General features: G+C 66.9%; 14 protein-coding genes and 1 pseudogene. 6 read left to right on the top strand and 9 right to left on the bottom strand.

Annotated elements, in window-relative coordinates:
- The 7 genes and pseudogenes from JHC79_RS19655 to JHC79_RS19625 all read right to left on the bottom strand — a co-directional run.
- A pseudogene (locus JHC79_RS19655) lies at window positions 1-331 on the bottom strand (hypothetical protein); the annotation flags it as partial.
- A gap of 85 nt (window positions 332-416) precedes the next feature.
- Entirely contained in the window at window positions 417-1571 is a 1155-nt protein-coding gene (gene dusB / locus JHC79_RS19650) for a tRNA dihydrouridine synthase DusB (RefSeq protein WP_296393989.1), read from the bottom strand.
- Window positions 1572-1584: 13 nt separating this feature from the next.
- Window positions 1585-2577, bottom strand: a complete 993-nt coding sequence (locus tag JHC79_RS19645; RefSeq protein ID WP_296393987.1) for an acyl-ACP desaturase — start codon at window positions 2575-2577, stop codon at window positions 1585-1587.
- 106 nt (window positions 2578-2683) lie between these two features.
- Entirely contained in the window at window positions 2684-3190 is a 507-nt protein-coding gene (locus JHC79_RS19640) for a nuclear transport factor 2 family protein (RefSeq protein ID WP_296393983.1), read from the bottom strand.
- Between the two features lie 50 nt (window positions 3191-3240).
- Entirely contained in the window at window positions 3241-4077 is an 837-nt protein-coding gene (locus JHC79_RS19635; RefSeq protein WP_296393980.1) for an amino acid ABC transporter ATP-binding protein, read from the bottom strand.
- Window positions 4074-5549 carry an ABC transporter substrate-binding protein/permease gene (locus JHC79_RS19630; RefSeq protein WP_296393978.1) on the bottom strand — a complete coding sequence of 492 codons (1476 nt, stop codon included), beginning with the start codon at window positions 5547-5549 and terminating at the stop codon, window positions 4074-4076. Before JHC79_RS19630 ends, JHC79_RS19635 begins: the two co-directional genes overlap by 4 nt.
- 255 nt (window positions 5550-5804) lie before the next feature.
- Window positions 5805-6713, bottom strand: coding sequence for an alpha/beta hydrolase (locus JHC79_RS19625; protein ID WP_296393976.1), 909 nt, complete (start codon window positions 6711-6713; stop codon window positions 5805-5807).
- A 204-nt stretch (window positions 6714-6917) separates the two neighbouring features.
- Between JHC79_RS19625 and JHC79_RS19620 the strand changes: the two genes are divergently transcribed.
- From JHC79_RS19620 to JHC79_RS19610, 3 genes are all read left to right on the top strand, one after another.
- Window positions 6918-8348, top strand: coding sequence for an SLC13 family permease (locus JHC79_RS19620; protein WP_296393974.1), 1431 nt, complete (start codon window positions 6918-6920; stop codon window positions 8346-8348).
- A 118-nt stretch (window positions 8349-8466) separates the two neighbouring features.
- The gene (locus JHC79_RS19615; protein ID WP_296393985.1) at window positions 8467-10167 is read left to right on the top strand and encodes a sensor histidine kinase; all 1701 of its coding nucleotides are present in this window, start codon (window positions 8467-8469) and stop codon (window positions 10165-10167) included.
- A complete protein-coding gene (locus tag JHC79_RS19610; RefSeq protein WP_296393972.1) occupies window positions 10164-10847 on the top strand; it encodes a response regulator in 684 nt (227 codons plus the stop codon). Before JHC79_RS19615 ends, JHC79_RS19610 begins: the two co-directional genes overlap by 4 nt.
- A gap of 31 nt (window positions 10848-10878) precedes the next feature.
- Here the strand turns inward: JHC79_RS19610 and JHC79_RS19605 are convergent, their stop codons facing one another.
- Window positions 10879-11760, bottom strand: a complete 882-nt coding sequence (locus JHC79_RS19605; RefSeq protein ID WP_296393970.1) for an aldo/keto reductase family oxidoreductase — start codon at window positions 11758-11760, stop codon at window positions 10879-10881.
- A gap of 115 nt (window positions 11761-11875) precedes the next feature.
- On the opposite strand from JHC79_RS19605, the gene JHC79_RS19600 reads away from it, so the two are divergent.
- Complete coding sequence (locus JHC79_RS19600; protein ID WP_296393967.1) at window positions 11876-12298, top strand: helix-turn-helix domain-containing protein; 423 nt, start codon at window positions 11876-11878, stop codon at window positions 12296-12298.
- Window positions 12299-12308: 10 nt separating this feature from the next.
- Here JHC79_RS19600 and JHC79_RS19595 read toward each other — a convergent pair whose 3' ends face one another.
- Entirely contained in the window at window positions 12309-12893 is a 585-nt protein-coding gene (locus JHC79_RS19595; RefSeq protein ID WP_296393965.1) for a TetR/AcrR family transcriptional regulator, read from the bottom strand.
- Window positions 12894-12951: 58 nt separating this feature from the next.
- Between JHC79_RS19595 and JHC79_RS19590 the strand changes: the two genes are divergently transcribed.
- Both JHC79_RS19590 and JHC79_RS19585 read left to right on the top strand, forming a co-directional pair.
- The gene (locus tag JHC79_RS19590) at window positions 12952-14055 is read left to right on the top strand and encodes a GlxA family transcriptional regulator (RefSeq protein ID WP_296393963.1); all 1104 of its coding nucleotides are present in this window, start codon (window positions 12952-12954) and stop codon (window positions 14053-14055) included.
- Window positions 14056-14301: 246 nt separating this feature from the next.
- Window positions 14302-15024 carry a GAF and ANTAR domain-containing protein gene (locus JHC79_RS19585; RefSeq protein WP_296393959.1) on the top strand — a complete coding sequence of 241 codons (723 nt, stop codon included), beginning with the start codon at window positions 14302-14304 and terminating at the stop codon, window positions 15022-15024.
- Window positions 15025-15068 lie beyond the last annotated feature (44 nt).

Here is a 15068-nt window from a genome sequence, read left to right as displayed (position 1 = left end):
GCCGTGGCGTGGGCGGGGTGGGGGTCGACGCGGACGGCGACGGCGCGGTGCCCGGTGCGGCGGAACCGGACGGGGACTGGCCGGACTGCTCCATCTGTCGGAGCAGTTCCGCGACGGTCAGACGTTGGGTGCGTCCCCGCGGAACCCCCGCGCGACCGGCGGGTTCCCGCAGGACATCGTCCGACGGTCGATCCAGTCGACGCCGGATCTCGTCGCGGATGTCGTCCGGCGCGGAGCCGTCCGGACGTGCGTCCGACGGACGGCCGCCGTCCCTCGGGGGACGCGGAGGTTCGCCCGAATCGTTGGATTCGGGAGTGTGATCGTCGCTCACCGAACTCCTCCGCTGTCAATGTCTCGCCAATGGTACTGGCAGAAGGCGGTGTGACCGAGTGGGAACGGTTTCCGGCGGGGCTGCACTAACCGCCCGAGTGCATGATCTCGGCGCCGGCGGGGACGGCGTCGTCGTCGGGATCGTCGAGCCACCCGTGCGGCAGGGCGACCGCCGCGGGTGATCCCTGACGACCGCGGGGACCGTGGCCGTCGAGAGGGAAGGGGGCGTCGGCGGGCAGGGTGCCGACCAGATCGATCAGCTGGTTCACCGTGGTCACCAACGCGAGGTCGCGACGGATGTCGGAGCCGACCGGGAAACCGCGGAGGTACCACGCGACGTGTTTGCGGATCTCCCGCATGCCCTTGTCCTCACCGTGGTGATCGGCGAGCAGGCGACCGTGCCGGACGATGATCTCGCCGACCTCGCCCAGATTCGGTGGTGTGGGACAGGGCAATCCGTTGAGTTCGGCGCTCAGCTCGGCGAACAACCACGGGCGGCCGAGGCAGCCGCGACCGATGACGACACCGTCGCACCCGGTCTGCTCCATCATCGCCACGGCGTCCGGCGCCTCGAAGATATCGCCGTTGCCGAGCACCGGCACGTCGGTCACGTGGTCCTTCAGTCGGGCGATCTCGCCCCAGTCCGCGCGCCCGGAATACCGCTGCGACGCCGTACGGGCATGCAACGCAACCGCTTTCGCACCCTCGGCGGCCGCGATTCGGCCGGCGTCGAGGTGGGTGTGATGTTCATCGTCGATACCGATGCGGAACTTCACCGTGACCGGCACGTTCGTGCCCTCGACAGCGCGCACCGCCGCGGCGACGATGTTCTGGAAGAGCTTGCGCTTGTACGGAATTGCCGAGCCACCGCCCTTGCGGGTGACCTTGGGGACCGGGCAGCCGAAGTTCATGTCGATGTGGTCGGCGAGGTTCTCGTCGACGATCATCTTGGCCGCGGCGTAGGTGTACTCGGGATCGACGGTGTAGAGCTGCATCGACCGGGGGTTCTCGTCGGGGGCGAAAGTCGTCATGTGCATCGTCGTCGGATGCCGTTCGACGAGCGCCCGCGCGGTGACCATCTCGCAGACGTAGAGACCCGAGACGGTGCCGGTGCGCGCGAGTTCGAGTTCGCGGCACAGTGAGCGGAACGCGACGTTGGTCACGCCGGCCATCGGTGCGAGGACCACCGGACTCTGCAGGTCGAACGGACCGATCGACAGACCCGGCTTCCCGTCGAGCAGGGCGGTCACCGTGTCACGAAGCCCGTGCCTCGCGCTTCGCGGCCTCACGGGCCAGCGCGCGATCACGCATCTCTTCGAACTTCAGGGTGTCCTCGCCGAGCTTCTCGACGAAGGCGCCGAGGCGCTCCTGGTCGGCCTGGCCCTGTGCGCCGAAGTCGTCGCGGTCGAAGACGTTGAGCTTGCGCAGGATGGGCAGGACGACCTCCTCGTGGTGCTGACGGAGGTCGTAGATGCCGTGCTTGGCCATCAGGACGCCGTGGCGACGGAAGTTGGGCATGCCGGCGCCGGGCATCTGGAAGTTGCAGATGACGTCGGTGACCGCGCGCATGGTCTGATCCGGCGCGAGATCCATCGCCGCGGCGACGATGTTGCGGTAGAAGATCATGTGCAGGTTCTCATCGGCCGCGATGCGCTGCAGCATCTTGTCGGCGATGGGGTCGTTGCAGGCACGGCCGGTGTTGCGGTGCGAGACGCGGGTCGCGAGCTCCTGGAACGTCACGTACGCGACGGTGTGCAGCAGGCCGAGCTCGCCGCCGTGGGCCTCGACCTCGTCGGCGCGATCGCCGCCGACACCGACCGAGGTGAAGCTGTTGGTCATGTGGATCATCCGCGCCTCTTCGAGCGCGACGGGATCCACGCCGCGGGTGACCACCAGGTAGTCGCGCATGGCGAGACCGTGACGGTTCTCCTCGGCGGTCCACCGGCCCACCCAGTGGCCCCAGGCGTCGTCGGTGGAGAAGTTGTTGGCGATCTCCCGGTGGTACGAGGGGAGGTTGTCCTCGGTCAGCAGGTTGGTGATCATGGCCGCCTTGGCGACGTCACCGAGCTCGGACTGATCGTCGGAGTAGTCGACACCACCGAGGGCGGCGAAGTTCTTGCCCTCGTCCCACGGCACATAGTCGTGCGGGTTCCAGTCCTTGGCCACGGCCAGGTGGCGATTCACGTTCTCCTCGGCAACCGGCGACAGCTGCTGCAAGAGCTCGAGTTGGGTGAGATCGCGTGCCATGTACTTCAGCCCCTTCGACATCGTGCGTGATCAAGGGTCAAGACTACGGGACCGACCTGGGTGACCCAACTTTTCGCAACGGCGTCGTGACGGATACCAACAGACCTCAGGCGAAGTAGGAACCCGTCGTCGACATCCAGGCCCGGGCCTCGTCGGTGAGGGTGCCCAGCTCCTTCGCGCGGACACACCAGGTCATGGCGGCGCGACCGAATTTCATGGGGTTGTAGACGTCTTCCTCGCACGACCACAGGCCGTCACCGGCGTAGGTGAGGATGGTGATGTTCGTCGCCGTGATCACCGAACCGTCGCCGGGGTCGCGCAGCGGGTTGTCGATCTCGCAGATGACGCGCGCGGTGGCCGGATCGGTGACGTGCCACAGCGACGGGAACGCCACCATGTGGTTGCCCGGGAACGACCCCATCGTCTTCTTGATCCAGGGCCGGATCTGCTCGCGGCCCTTCATCGTTCCCATCGCGTGCTCGATGTAGTCGGCGTCGGCGGTGAACTGCTCGGCCCACGGGTCCCACTCACCGGTCGCGGCGCACCGCTCGGTGGTCCGCTCGAACTCGAGGAAAGCAGCGGTCAACTCATCGGTGTCGAAGCGGGCAACCATGGCTGCACACTAGGCGATCAAGCGCTCGCTTGGTTGTAACTCGACGATGCTCAGGCGGGGTCGAGAATGCGTTTCAGAAAGGTCTTGGTGCGCTCGTTGCGCGGTGCGCCGATGACATCGGCGGGAGTGCCACGCTCGACGATGGCGCCCCCGTCGATGAACAGCACCTGGTTGCTGACCTGTTGGGCGAACCGGATCTCATGGGTGACGATCACCATCGTCGTGCCCTCGACGGCGAGGTCCTTGATGACGCCCAGGACGTCGCCGACCAGCTCCGGGTCCAGCGCGGAGGTGGGTTCGTCGAACAGCACGACCGTGGGTTTCATCGCCAGCGCCCGCGCGATCCCGACGCGCTGTTGTTGCCCGCCGGAGAGTTGGTGGGGGAGCTGCTCGGCCTGCGCGGCCAGCCCGACTCGCTCGAGGAGCGCATGCGCTTCGGTACGGGCCTCGTCGGCGTCGCGCTTCTGCACGATGACCGGTCCCTCGGTGACGTTCTGCAGCACCGTCTTGTTCGGGAAGAGGTTGTGCGACTGGAACACCATCCCGCTCTGCAGTCGATACCGCGCGAGCAGCGCATTGTCGGCCCGGGTGAGCTTGCGTCCGGATCCGAGTCCCTTGCGCGGCTTCCCGAGGGCCGCGAAATCGACACTCACCTCGCCGATGCGGATCACGCCCGCGTCGGGGATGTCGAGCGCGTTGAGCGACCGGAGCATCGTGGTCTTGCCCGATCCGGACGGACCGATGATCACGGTGACCGATCCGGGGGCGACGGTGAAGTCGTTGTCGCGCAACACCTGGATGGATTTGCCGTTGGGGCCGTCGAACGACTTCGTCAGGCCGGTGACCTCGACGACGTCGGTGCCATGAAGGGGCTTCGGATCGGTCATGTGGCCACGTACTTTCTCAGGCGGGTCTCGAGATTGGATTGGCCGAAGGACAACACCAGGCAGATCACCAGGTAGTAAGCCGCTGCGGTGCTGTACAGCGCGAGATACTCGAAGGTTGCCGCCGAGGCGTTCTGGGCTTGGCGGAACAGCTCGGTGACCAGGATCGTCGACGCGAGCGAGGTGTCCTTGACCAGAGATATGAGCGTGTTCGACAGAGGTGGAACCGCGGTGCGGGCGGCCTGCGGCAGGATGATCCGACGCAGTGCCGTCGTGTAGTTCATGCCGATTGTCGCCGCTGCCTCCCACTGCCCCTTGTTGATCGATTCGATGGCCGCTCGGATGATCTCGGCCGCATAACCACCGACGTTGAGACTGAAAGCCACGATCGCGGCCGGGAACGGGCTCACGACGATGCCCAATTCGGGTAGCGCGTAGAAGATGATGAACAGCTGCACCAGCAGCGGCGTACCGCGGATGATCGAGATGTACAGCGAGGCAATGCTGCTGACGACTCGTCGGCTCGACATGCGGGCCAGCGCCACCCCGAGGGCGATTGCGAGGCCGATCACGAAGCTGATCGCCGTCAGCGGGATGGTCCCCGTGATCGTGGACTTCAGCAGAGGCACCAGATTCTGCCGCACCACACTCCAGGCGCTGGGCGCCCGGTCGGTTGCGTCGAAGTACTTGGCGTACGTCGAGTCGAGTGTGCCGTCGGACCGGAGTGCGGCGATCTGTTCGTTGATGGCAGGCATCAGGCCCGAGCCCTTCCGGGCCGCGAACACTTGCGTGCTCACGTCGGGCGTGGTCGCGGCGATTTTAACGGACTTGTCGCGCTTCCTGGTCAGGTAGTCCTTCACGGTCAGCTCGTCGTTCACCGTGGCCTGCACACGTCCCTGACGGACGAGGGTGATGGCCTGGTCGAAGCCCGGCACGGGTTCGACCACGGCCCCGGCGGACTTCGCGATCTCGGCGTAGTTGCTCGTCAACGATTGCGCCGACGTCTTGCCGCGGAGGTCGGTGACCGATTTGATCGAGTTGTCGTCGGACTTGGTGACCACCACGCCGGCCGACTGGACGTACGAATCCGAGAGGTCGTACCTCTGGGCGCGCTCGGCGCTGTAGGAGATCTGGTTGGCGATGAGGTCGAAGCGCCCGGCTTCGAGTGCGGGGAACAGGCTGTCGAAGCTGGACTCGACGAACTTGACCTTCAGCCCGAGCTTGGTGGCGATGTCGGTGATGACATCGACATCGAATCCGGTGATCGGGCCTGTGCCGTTCTCGTGGTAGCTGAACGGCGAGTAGGTGCCCTCCGTGCCGACGGTGAGCACCCCGGGTTCGATGGTCGAGATCGTCGGTGCGGCCTGGGCGCGGGATGCCACTGCGGTGGAGCCCGCGATCACGGCCAGCAGCATCGTCAGTATCAGCAGCGGCAGCGTGATCGATCTACGCAGCGCGTGCGATCTGAAGGTCATGCCTCATCCAATCAGCACCACGCCCGGTCGGTGCGCCAATGCCCCACTGACCGTGCAGAACGTTCCGCCCACCGTGCCGATAACTCCCGCCGACCGTGCCAAAGATGCGCGCCGAGCGTGCGGCGCCGAATCGTCGACGTCACCTGTCGCACGGAGACCGCACGCTCGACGGCCATCTTCGGCACGGTCGGCGTCGTCAAAAGGTCGAACACGCGGCCACGGCGAGCACCGCGATGACCAGCAGGGCCGGCGCCCTCAGCGACCGCTGTCGTCCCACACCGACATCAGCTCGGCGAGGATGTCGGTGGCCATGCCGAGCCCGCCGAGGTGGCTGTCGCCGGACATGGTGAACAGCTTCGCGTCGGGCAGCAGGTCCACCATGTGCTCGCCGTGACGGTGCGGGATTATGTGGTCGCGATCGCCGTGCCACCAGCGCACCGGGACGGTGACGTCGCCGACCCGGAAGCCCCAATCACGGGAGAACACGACCACGTCGGCGAACGGCGCCTCCATGCGATGTCGGCCCCCGTTGAGGAGATCGTCGAGGAACATCGCCTTGAACTCCGGGCGGGCGAGCAACTGGCGGTCGGCCTTGGGTGAGAGCAGGCCGTAGATCCCGATGGCCGGGCTCGCGATCGGACGGGCGACGCGGATGAACGAGCTGACCGTCCGCCCGATGGGGGCGCCGGCCACCTCCAGGACTCCCGCGGCATGCTTGCCGAGTTCCATCGCCCCACCGGAGACGGCGTCGGGTCCGACGGTCGGCGCCACGCCGCCCAGGATCCCGGCGACGACCACACGTTCGGGCATCGCGGCGGCGACGCCGAGGGCATAGGGGCCGCCCCCGGAGAGGCCGATGATCGCCATCTGGTCGACGCCGAGGGTGTCGGCGACGGTGCGCAGATCGTCGGCGAATCCGAGTACCGACGGGTACCGATACGGGGTCGACGAGCCGACGCCGGGACGGTCGAGCCCGATGATCCGGATGTTCTCCTCGTCGGCCCAACGGCGTGCCTCGAGTGGGATCTGGCGCCGAGCCCCCGGGGTGCCGTGTAGCCAGAAAACCGCACGTCCATGCGGTGAGCCGAATTCGGCGAAGCCGATGCGACGGCCCTCGCCCACAGCAACGGAGCCCTCGATCTTGGGGCGGACCACGTCCATCATCTCTTCAGCATGGCACTGCCGTCTGTAGTGATGAGCGGAAACGTCACCACATGGGGCGACCTCGTGATCGGAAGTGTGAGCAAAACGCGCAAAACGAGTCTTACGCGCTCAACCGTGACTGTGATCCACACGACCCCGAGACTCCAGATGTAGCGAAGATCACTTCGCCCCGAATGCATGCCTCGCAAGGAAGCGGTACCCAACATGCTTGTAGCTCTCGGCCTACTGATGGTGGCCACGTTCATGTTCCTCATCATCACCAAGCGCTCGACACCGGTGGTCGCACTGATGCTGGTGCCCGTCGCGTTCGGTCTGTTCGCCGGCGCGGGGCTGGGTATCAGCGACATGATCACCGACGGGATCAAGGACCTCGCGCCCACCGCGGCAATGCTGTTCTTCGCGATCGTGTTCTTCGGCATCATGATCGACGTCGGGCTCTTCGACCCGGTGGTCCGCCTCGTGGTGAAGCTGGTCCGCGACGACCCTGCGAAACTCGTTCTCGGAACCGCGGTCCTGGCGATGATCGTCTCGCTCGACGGTGACGGTTCCACCACGTTCATCATCACCACCTCCGCCCTGCTCCCGCTGTATCTCAAGCTCGGCGTCAGCCCGGTGGTCCTCACCGTCGTCGCCGGACTGGCCAACGGAACGATGAACATCCTCCCGTGGGGTGGCCCGACCACCCGCGCCGCCGCCGCGCTCGGCGTCTCGCCGTCGGAGGTGTTCGTCCCGATGATCCCGTCGCTCGTCGTCGGACTGCTCGTCGTGCTGCTGTTCAGCTACCACCTCGGCATCATGGAGCGCCGCCGTATCGGTAAGATCGAGATCCGCGAATCCGTGTTGGCCCGTTCGGGTTCCGGCGGAGGTGACTCCTCGGTCGCCGTCATCGACGGCCCCGGTGGCGGCGTCCCCGCCCGCCCGTCCATGGGTACCGGTGACGGCCCCGACGACACCGACGACGCACCGGCCGCCGATTCCGGTTTCACGGGTGGAGCACTCGACGAGAACCGCGAGACGTTGCGCCCGAAGCTGTTGTGGGTCAACGCCGGTCTGACCGTCGCGTTGCTGGCCGTGCTCGGCATGGACATCGTTGCCATCCCGGTGCTGTTCATGATCGCCGCCGGCATCGCGCTGGTCATCAACTTCCCCCGCGTCGCCGAGCAGCAGGCCGCGATCACGCGGCACTCGTCGTCGATCGTCGCCGTGGTCGCGATGGTGCTCGCCGCCGCCGTCCTCACCGGCGTCATGTCCGGGACCGGGATGGTCGAGGACATCGCGCAGTGGCTGACCTCGATCCTGCCGGAGTTCCTCGGACCGCACATGGCCATCGTCATCGGCATCCTGTCGATCCCGTTCACGTTCTTCATGTCGAACGACGCCTTCTACTTCGGTGTGCTGCCGGTGCTCTCGGAGACCGCGGGCAAGTACGGCATCGATCCCTCCGAGGTGGCGCGCGCCTCCATCACCGGTCAGCCGTTCCACATGCAGAGCCCGCTGGTTCCCGCGATCCTGCTGCTCATCGCACTCGCCGGGGTGTCGCTGGCCGACCATCACAAGAAGGTGCTGTGGCGCGCCGCCGTCGTCTCGCTGACGATGCTGGCCGTCGGAGTCCTCGTCGGTCAGATCCCCTTCTGAGCTCGAGCCCCTTCTGACCCTCGGTTCTCCGATCTCGACCACGGTGGGCACCCGTCATCCGACGGGTGCCTACCCTGGTCTGATGACCCGGATCGGTGAGGTGATGCGCGGTCGGCCGATGAAACTGCGGACCCAGGTCCTGCTCCTGCAGATCGTCGTCATCGCGATCAGCCTGGCAGTCGGGTTCGGTGTGCTGATCGCCGGTTCCGGTGACCGGCTGCGAGACGAATATGCCCAACGCGCACTGGCGATCGCGCGGTCGGTGGCCAGCGACCAACAGGTGCGTGACGAGGTCGCCCGATACGCGTCGGCCGGCGGCGGGGTGTCACCCACCGGTGCGTTGTTGTCCGACGGTCCGTTGGAGAATCAAGCGCGTGCGGTCGCCGCCCGCACCGGCGCGTTGTTCGTCGTGATCGCCAACGATCGCGGTATCCGGTTGGCGCACCCGGAGATCGGTGAACTCGGCAAGCCGTTGAGCACCGATCCCACGCGGGCGCTCGGCGGCGACGAGGACATCAACACCGACCGCGGGACCCTCGGCGAATCGGTCCGCGCCAAGGTGCCGATCTTCGCGCGTTCCGGCGCGGTCATCGGACTGGTCAGTGTCGGCATCTCGACGGAGAAGATCGGCGGCGACGTCCGCGACGACCTGTTCACGACATCGGCGATCGCTTTGGTGGCGTTGGCCATCGGGATCATCGGGTCGATCGCACTTGCCCGCCGGTGGCGTCGGCTCACCCTCGGTCTCGAGCCCGATCAGCTCACCGAGCTGGTCCGCGAGCAGCAGGCGGTGCTGCACTCGATCGGTGACGGCGTCGTCGCGGTAGACGCCGGGGGAGTGGTGCGGGTGATCAACGACCGGGCCCGCGACCTGCTGGCGCTCACCGGGGACATCGGGCAGCGAATCGAGAGCATCGGTCTGACGCCACGCGTGCTCGAAGTGGCCGGTGACCCGGTCGAGATCCCGCGCGCTGCGGCCGTCGGCGACCGGATCGTGCTCGTCAGCTCACGACGGGTCCGACAGGACGGCCGAGACCTCGGCATCGTGGTGTCGGTAGTCGACCGCACCGATGTCGAGGGCCTCACCCGGGAGGTCGCGTCCATCAAGGCGATCAGCGACGCGTTGCGCGCCCAGCGACACGAGTCGGCCAACCGGATCCATGTCGTCGCCGGACTGATCCGGCAAGGCGATGCCGCCGCTGCACTCGACTACCTCGACGAGGTGACCGGCACCGGACGATATGCGATCGAGGTACCGGGCCTCGACAACGTCGCCGAGCCCCACCTGCACGCCTTCCTCGACGCCAAGGCCGCCGCGGCCCGCGAGAGTGGCGTCGTGCTCACCCTCGGCCCGCAGACGTGGGTCGACGGTGAGCTGGTCTCGCCGGTCGACGTCATCACGATCGTCGGCAACCTGGTCGACAATGCCATCGACGCCGCACGCACCGGTGGTCGGGAACCGCGCGTGGTGGAGGTGGAACTCGTCATGGAGGGAGCGGATCTGCTGGTCACCGTCGCCGACAGTGGAGACGGGATCGCCTTCGGCAAGGGAGACGGGATCGCCGTCGGTGACCCCGACGACGTGTTCACCGAGGGCGTGACGACGCACGCCGACTCCGCCGTCCCCGGGGGTCGCGGCATGGGCCTTGCGCTGTCACGGCAATCGGCCCGTGGCCACGGCGGCGATGTGGTGATCGGCGACCCCGGGTCGGCGGCCGATGGCGTCGGGGGTGAGAGCATCGGGGACGAGAATCCGTTGGGTGGCGCGATCATGGTGGCGCGAATCCCCGGTGTGCTGCGTGAGGGGGTGGTCCGATGAGCCGGAACGAGCTGTCGCTGTTGGTCGTCGACGACGACTTCCGTGTCGCGGCCCTGCACGCGTCGATCGCCGACGCGATGATCGGGTTCCGCACCGAGGCGCGGGTCGGCAGCATCGCCGAGGCACGCACCGCACTCGCCGACCACCCCGAGATCGACCTGGCGCTGGTCGACGTCCATCTGCCCGACGGTTCCGGTATCGAATTGATCCGTGAGATGCGTTGTGACGCTTTCGTCGTCACTGCCGAGGAGAGCGCGACGGCCGTCCGACATGCCTTCACCGCCGGCGCGCTGGCGTATCTCATCAAACCGTTCGAGAACACCGAACTGGCTCGCAGACTCGCCGGTTACGCCCAGTACCGGCGCATCGTCGACACCACCACCCTCGGTCAGGCGCAGGTGGATTCGGCCGTGGCGACCATGCGGGGAGACCGTGTCCCGCAGGCTCGTGGTGACGAGAGCTCGCAGACCGAGAAATCCATCCTCGGGGCGTTCGCCGATCAGGCGCGTCCGATGTTCGCCGACGAACTGTCGTCCGTCGTCGGTATCTCCCCACCGACCGCGCGGCGGTACCTGGCGTCGCTGGTGGCCGACGGGCAGCTGGTGATGAAACTGCGATACGGCAGCACCGGGCGACCGAAGCAGGAATACCGACTACCCGGCGTCGATTCGGCGCCGTAGGTCGGCTGAGAGATTCCCGGACGACACCGCGTCACCGCACCGGTCGCCCTATCCGGTCGAGTGCGGCGAGATCGTCGTCGGACAGCGCGAGTCCGGCGCCGATAGCGTTCTCGCCCAGATGCGTCGACGATGAGGTCCCCGGGATCAACAGGATGTTCGGCGACCTCTGGAGCAACCAGGCCAGGGCGACCGACATCGGCGTCGACTCCAATCGGTCGGCGACGGCCGAGAGCTCCGAGGACTGCAACGGGGTGAAGCCCCCGAGGGGAAAGAACGGCACGTAGGCGATGCCGGCGGCGGCGAGATCGTCGACGAGCTCGTCGTCCTGCCGATGGGCGAGGTTGTACATGTTCTGGACGCAGACGATCGGGGCGATCGACCGGGCCTCGGCGACCTGCTCCGCCGTCGCGTTGCTCACCCCGAGGTGTCGGATGAGGCCGCGCTGCTGGAGTTCGACCAGCGTGTCGAACGGCTCGACGAGAGAACCGGCCTGCGGCCCGGTGGCATCACCCAGGCGGAGGTTGACCACGTCGAGGACGTCGAGTCCGAGTGTCTCGAGGTTGTCCTGGACCGCGCGGCGCACATCATCCCGTCCGCGCGCCGGGGGCCATCCGCCCTGCTCGTCCCGCGTCGCGCCGACCTTCGTCACGATGTGCAGGGATTCCGGGTAGGGGTGCAGCGCTGTTCGGATCAGCTCGTTGGTGACGCGCGGCCCGTACGCGTCGGCGGTGTCGATGTGGGTGATACCCAGATCGACCACCTCGCGCAGGGTGGAGATCGCCGCGTCGGGGTCGGCGGGTGGTCCCATCACCCCCGGGCCGGCGAGTTGCATCGCGCCGTATCCGAACCGGGTGACGGTCAGCTCGCCCAGCGACCAGGTACCGCCGGGGAGGGATGACGAGGACGTGCTCATTCGTGTGCCTTTCGTTTCTGGTGATGCGTCACCTGTGATTCTCGGCGGGTAACATCCCAATGGGAAGTAGGCACCTGTGAGTGCGTAACTCTCTGATCAAGGAAGAGGGTGTTCGATGGCGACGATGACAGCGGCCCAGAAACGGGCGCAGGCGAAGGTGGACTACGACGCATTTCTGGCCGAATGCCCGAGCCGACATCTGCTGGAACGGATCTCGAACAAGTGGGTCACGTTGATCCTGGCCGGTCTCGGTGGCGGCGGAGCCGGATGCGACGGCGAACCCCGGGCGATGCGCTACTCAGAACTTGCGCGCCTGCTCGCCGGTGTCAGCCAGAAGATGCTGACGCAGACCCTGCGTTCACTGGAGCGGGACGGGCTGGTCACCCGAACGGTGACGCCGACCGTGCCCGTGACGGTGTCCTACGAGCTGACGGATCTGGGTGTGTCGCTGAACCAGATCATCGGTGGTGTCAAGCAGTGGGCTCAGGAGAACATGGACGAGGTGTTCACCCGCCGTCAGACGTTCGACGCCGTCTGAGAGGTGGCCGTCAGGCGGTGGGCAGCAGATCGGCTGACACGGCGGCGATCTCGCGCAGGCGCTGTGTCGGCGTGCCCAGCCGGCTGAGCTGGATCAGTCCCTGCGACACCATGACGACATGAGCGCTGAGGGCCGAGATCTCCGCCTCCGGCAAGTGATCGAGACCCGGTTCGCGGAGCCGTTGCTCTACCGCGTTCTCCATGCGCCGCGTGGCGCGGCCGATGGTGGAGGTCACGGCCGGTTCGCGATCTCCCATGTGCGCCAGTGTGTTCAACATCAGGCACCCACGCCGGTCGGCGTGCGATCCACAGTCAGCGATCACGGCGTCGAAGTAGACGCCGACCGCCTGCTTGGCGGAACCATCGGTGGCGTCGAGCGTCGTCTCCACGAACGCCGCGCGACGATCGCAGTATCGGTCGAGGACCGCGACGAACAGGCCCATCTTGCTCGTGTACGCGGCGTAGATGCTGCCGTTGCCGATGCCGGTCGCTGCGGACACGTCCTCGATCGACGTGCCGTCGAAGCCGCGCGACCAGAAGAGGTCCTCGGCGGCGTCGAGCAGCGCGTCCTCGTCGAAGCGGCGTGGGCGTCCCATGGCAACAAACTAGCAATGTGTGGCGCGAACGGAATTGTGGAGGCACAATTCCATAACTATGACGCTGCTCGATCTTCCCGCCGGTCCCGCGACTCGACGGCGTATCGGCATCCTGGTCTTCGACGGCGTCAAGATGCTGGATTTCGCTGGTCCGGCCGAGGTGTTCATCGAGGCCAATCAGACGGTCGACGAATACGACGTGGTGTTGGTGTCGCCGGACGGCAGCGACGTCATGACGTCGATCGGCGCGCGGATGTCGGTGTCGGCCGCGGCGGCCGAGGTCGGGTGGTGCGACACCGTGATCATCCCGGGCAGCGAGATGTCGCCGAGCCGCTTCGTCACCCCCGAGGTGTTGGCGGCCACTGCGAGCCTCGCCAAGGGGGCGCGGAGGCTCGCGTCGGTGTGCAGTGGCGCGTTCGTGCTCGCGGCGTTGGGTGTTCTCGACGGCCGGCGAGCGACCACACATTGGAAGTTCACCGACAACCTCGCCCGGTTGTATCCCTCCGTGGATGTCGAACCCGACTCGATCTTCGTCCGCGATGGCAATGTCTACAGCTCGGCGGGCGTGGCCGCGGGGATGGATCTCGCGCTGGCGCTGGTCGAGGAGGACCACGGCCCCCACGTCGCGCGACGAGTCGCACAGTCGCTGCTGGTCTACATGCAGCGGGCCGGCGGTCAGTCGCAGTTCTCCGCATCGCTGACCGGACCGGTTCCGCGCAGCGACCTCGTGCGTGAGCTGACCGACCTCATCTGCGCCGACCCCACCGGATCGCATACGGTTCGGTCGCTGGCCGCGCACGCCGGCGTCAGCCCGCGCCATCTGACCCGGCTGTTCCGCGCCGAACTCGAGAGTTCACCGGCGGAATACGTCGCCCAGGTTCGCTTCGCGCTCGCCCGCGACAAGCTCGACGCGGGGTTCTCGGTCACCGAGACCGCCGCCGCCGCCGGGTACGGAAGCAGCGAGGCCCTGCGACGTGCGTTCGTGGCCCGGTTGGGAATCTCACCGAGCAAGTATCAGCGCCGATTCCGGTCGACCGTGTCGAGCGAGGTCGACGAGGCCGCTTCCGATGGTGGAGCATTCGTGACACGTATCGCCGAACGCCCGGAAAGCCGGACCGGGGCGGTTGGTTTCGGTGCCGAAGATCTTGCCGATCCCGCCTAGCGGGTGATTGCCGGAGCGGGAGACCCGGCCCGCGCTCGAGTGATCGTCGGCGCCGGGCGGGTCATTGGCACAGCATCATTGGAGTACACGGCTCTTTTTCGCACCGTCGTAGCCATTGTGTTTAATGGACGCAGTGCGGCTGAAACAACCGGCTGCCGCGCCCCGGCCGTCCCCGCGACGACGTCATGGCGCGCAACCAGTTCAACGCGTGGCAACGAAGGATGCCGCGCCTGTGGAGGCCCGACATTGAGCGAGAACAACGACGTCACAAGCCGCTTCGCCGCGATGGCCGAGAAGGCCCGTGAACTCTTCGAACAACCATCCGCCGATGAGGGCGCCCTGCTGCGATCGGTCACCGCAGCGGCAGTGGAACAGATCCCCGGTGCCGATTGGGCGGGGATCACACTGGTGGCCAAGCGGGGGATCACCACTGTGGCTCCGACCGACGAGGTGTCGGCCCGAATCGATCAGCTGCAGGAGACGATCGGCGGACCCGGCGTGCGGGCGGCGACCGCCTGGAACGACCACATCGTCCGTGTTGAGGACTACCAGAGCGAGACCCGCTGGCCGGAGTACATATCCGCAGCGTTGGCCGAGACGCCGGTCCGCTCGACTGTGGCGTTCCAGCTGTACCGCAGCGACGCCGCGATGGGCGCTCTCAGCGTGCACAGCAGCCAGCCCGGTGCCTTCACGCAGGAGGCCGAGGAGGTGGGTCTGGCGGTGGCGACACACGGGGCGTTGGCGCTCTACGCGGCGCGCCGTGAAGAACAGTTCGCGAGCGCGCTGGCCAGCCGCGACATCATCGGACAGGCCAAGGGAATGATCATGGAGCGCTTCGACATCGACGCGCTGCAGGCATGGGAGCTGATCCGTCGACTCTCGCAGGATTCCAACGTAGCGGTCTTTCAACTCGCCCAGCAGCTCATCGACGCCGATCATCCGATGCCGTCGATGAGCTCGGAGTCCTGACGCTGGTGCCCCCAGTAGGGCTCGAACCTACGACCTGCGGATTA

It is taken from the genome of Williamsia sp. (assembly GCF_016462415.1).
GTDB lineage: Bacteria > Actinomycetota > Actinomycetes > Mycobacteriales > Mycobacteriaceae > Williamsia_A.
This window is presented reverse-complemented; position numbering and strand designations above follow the sequence as displayed.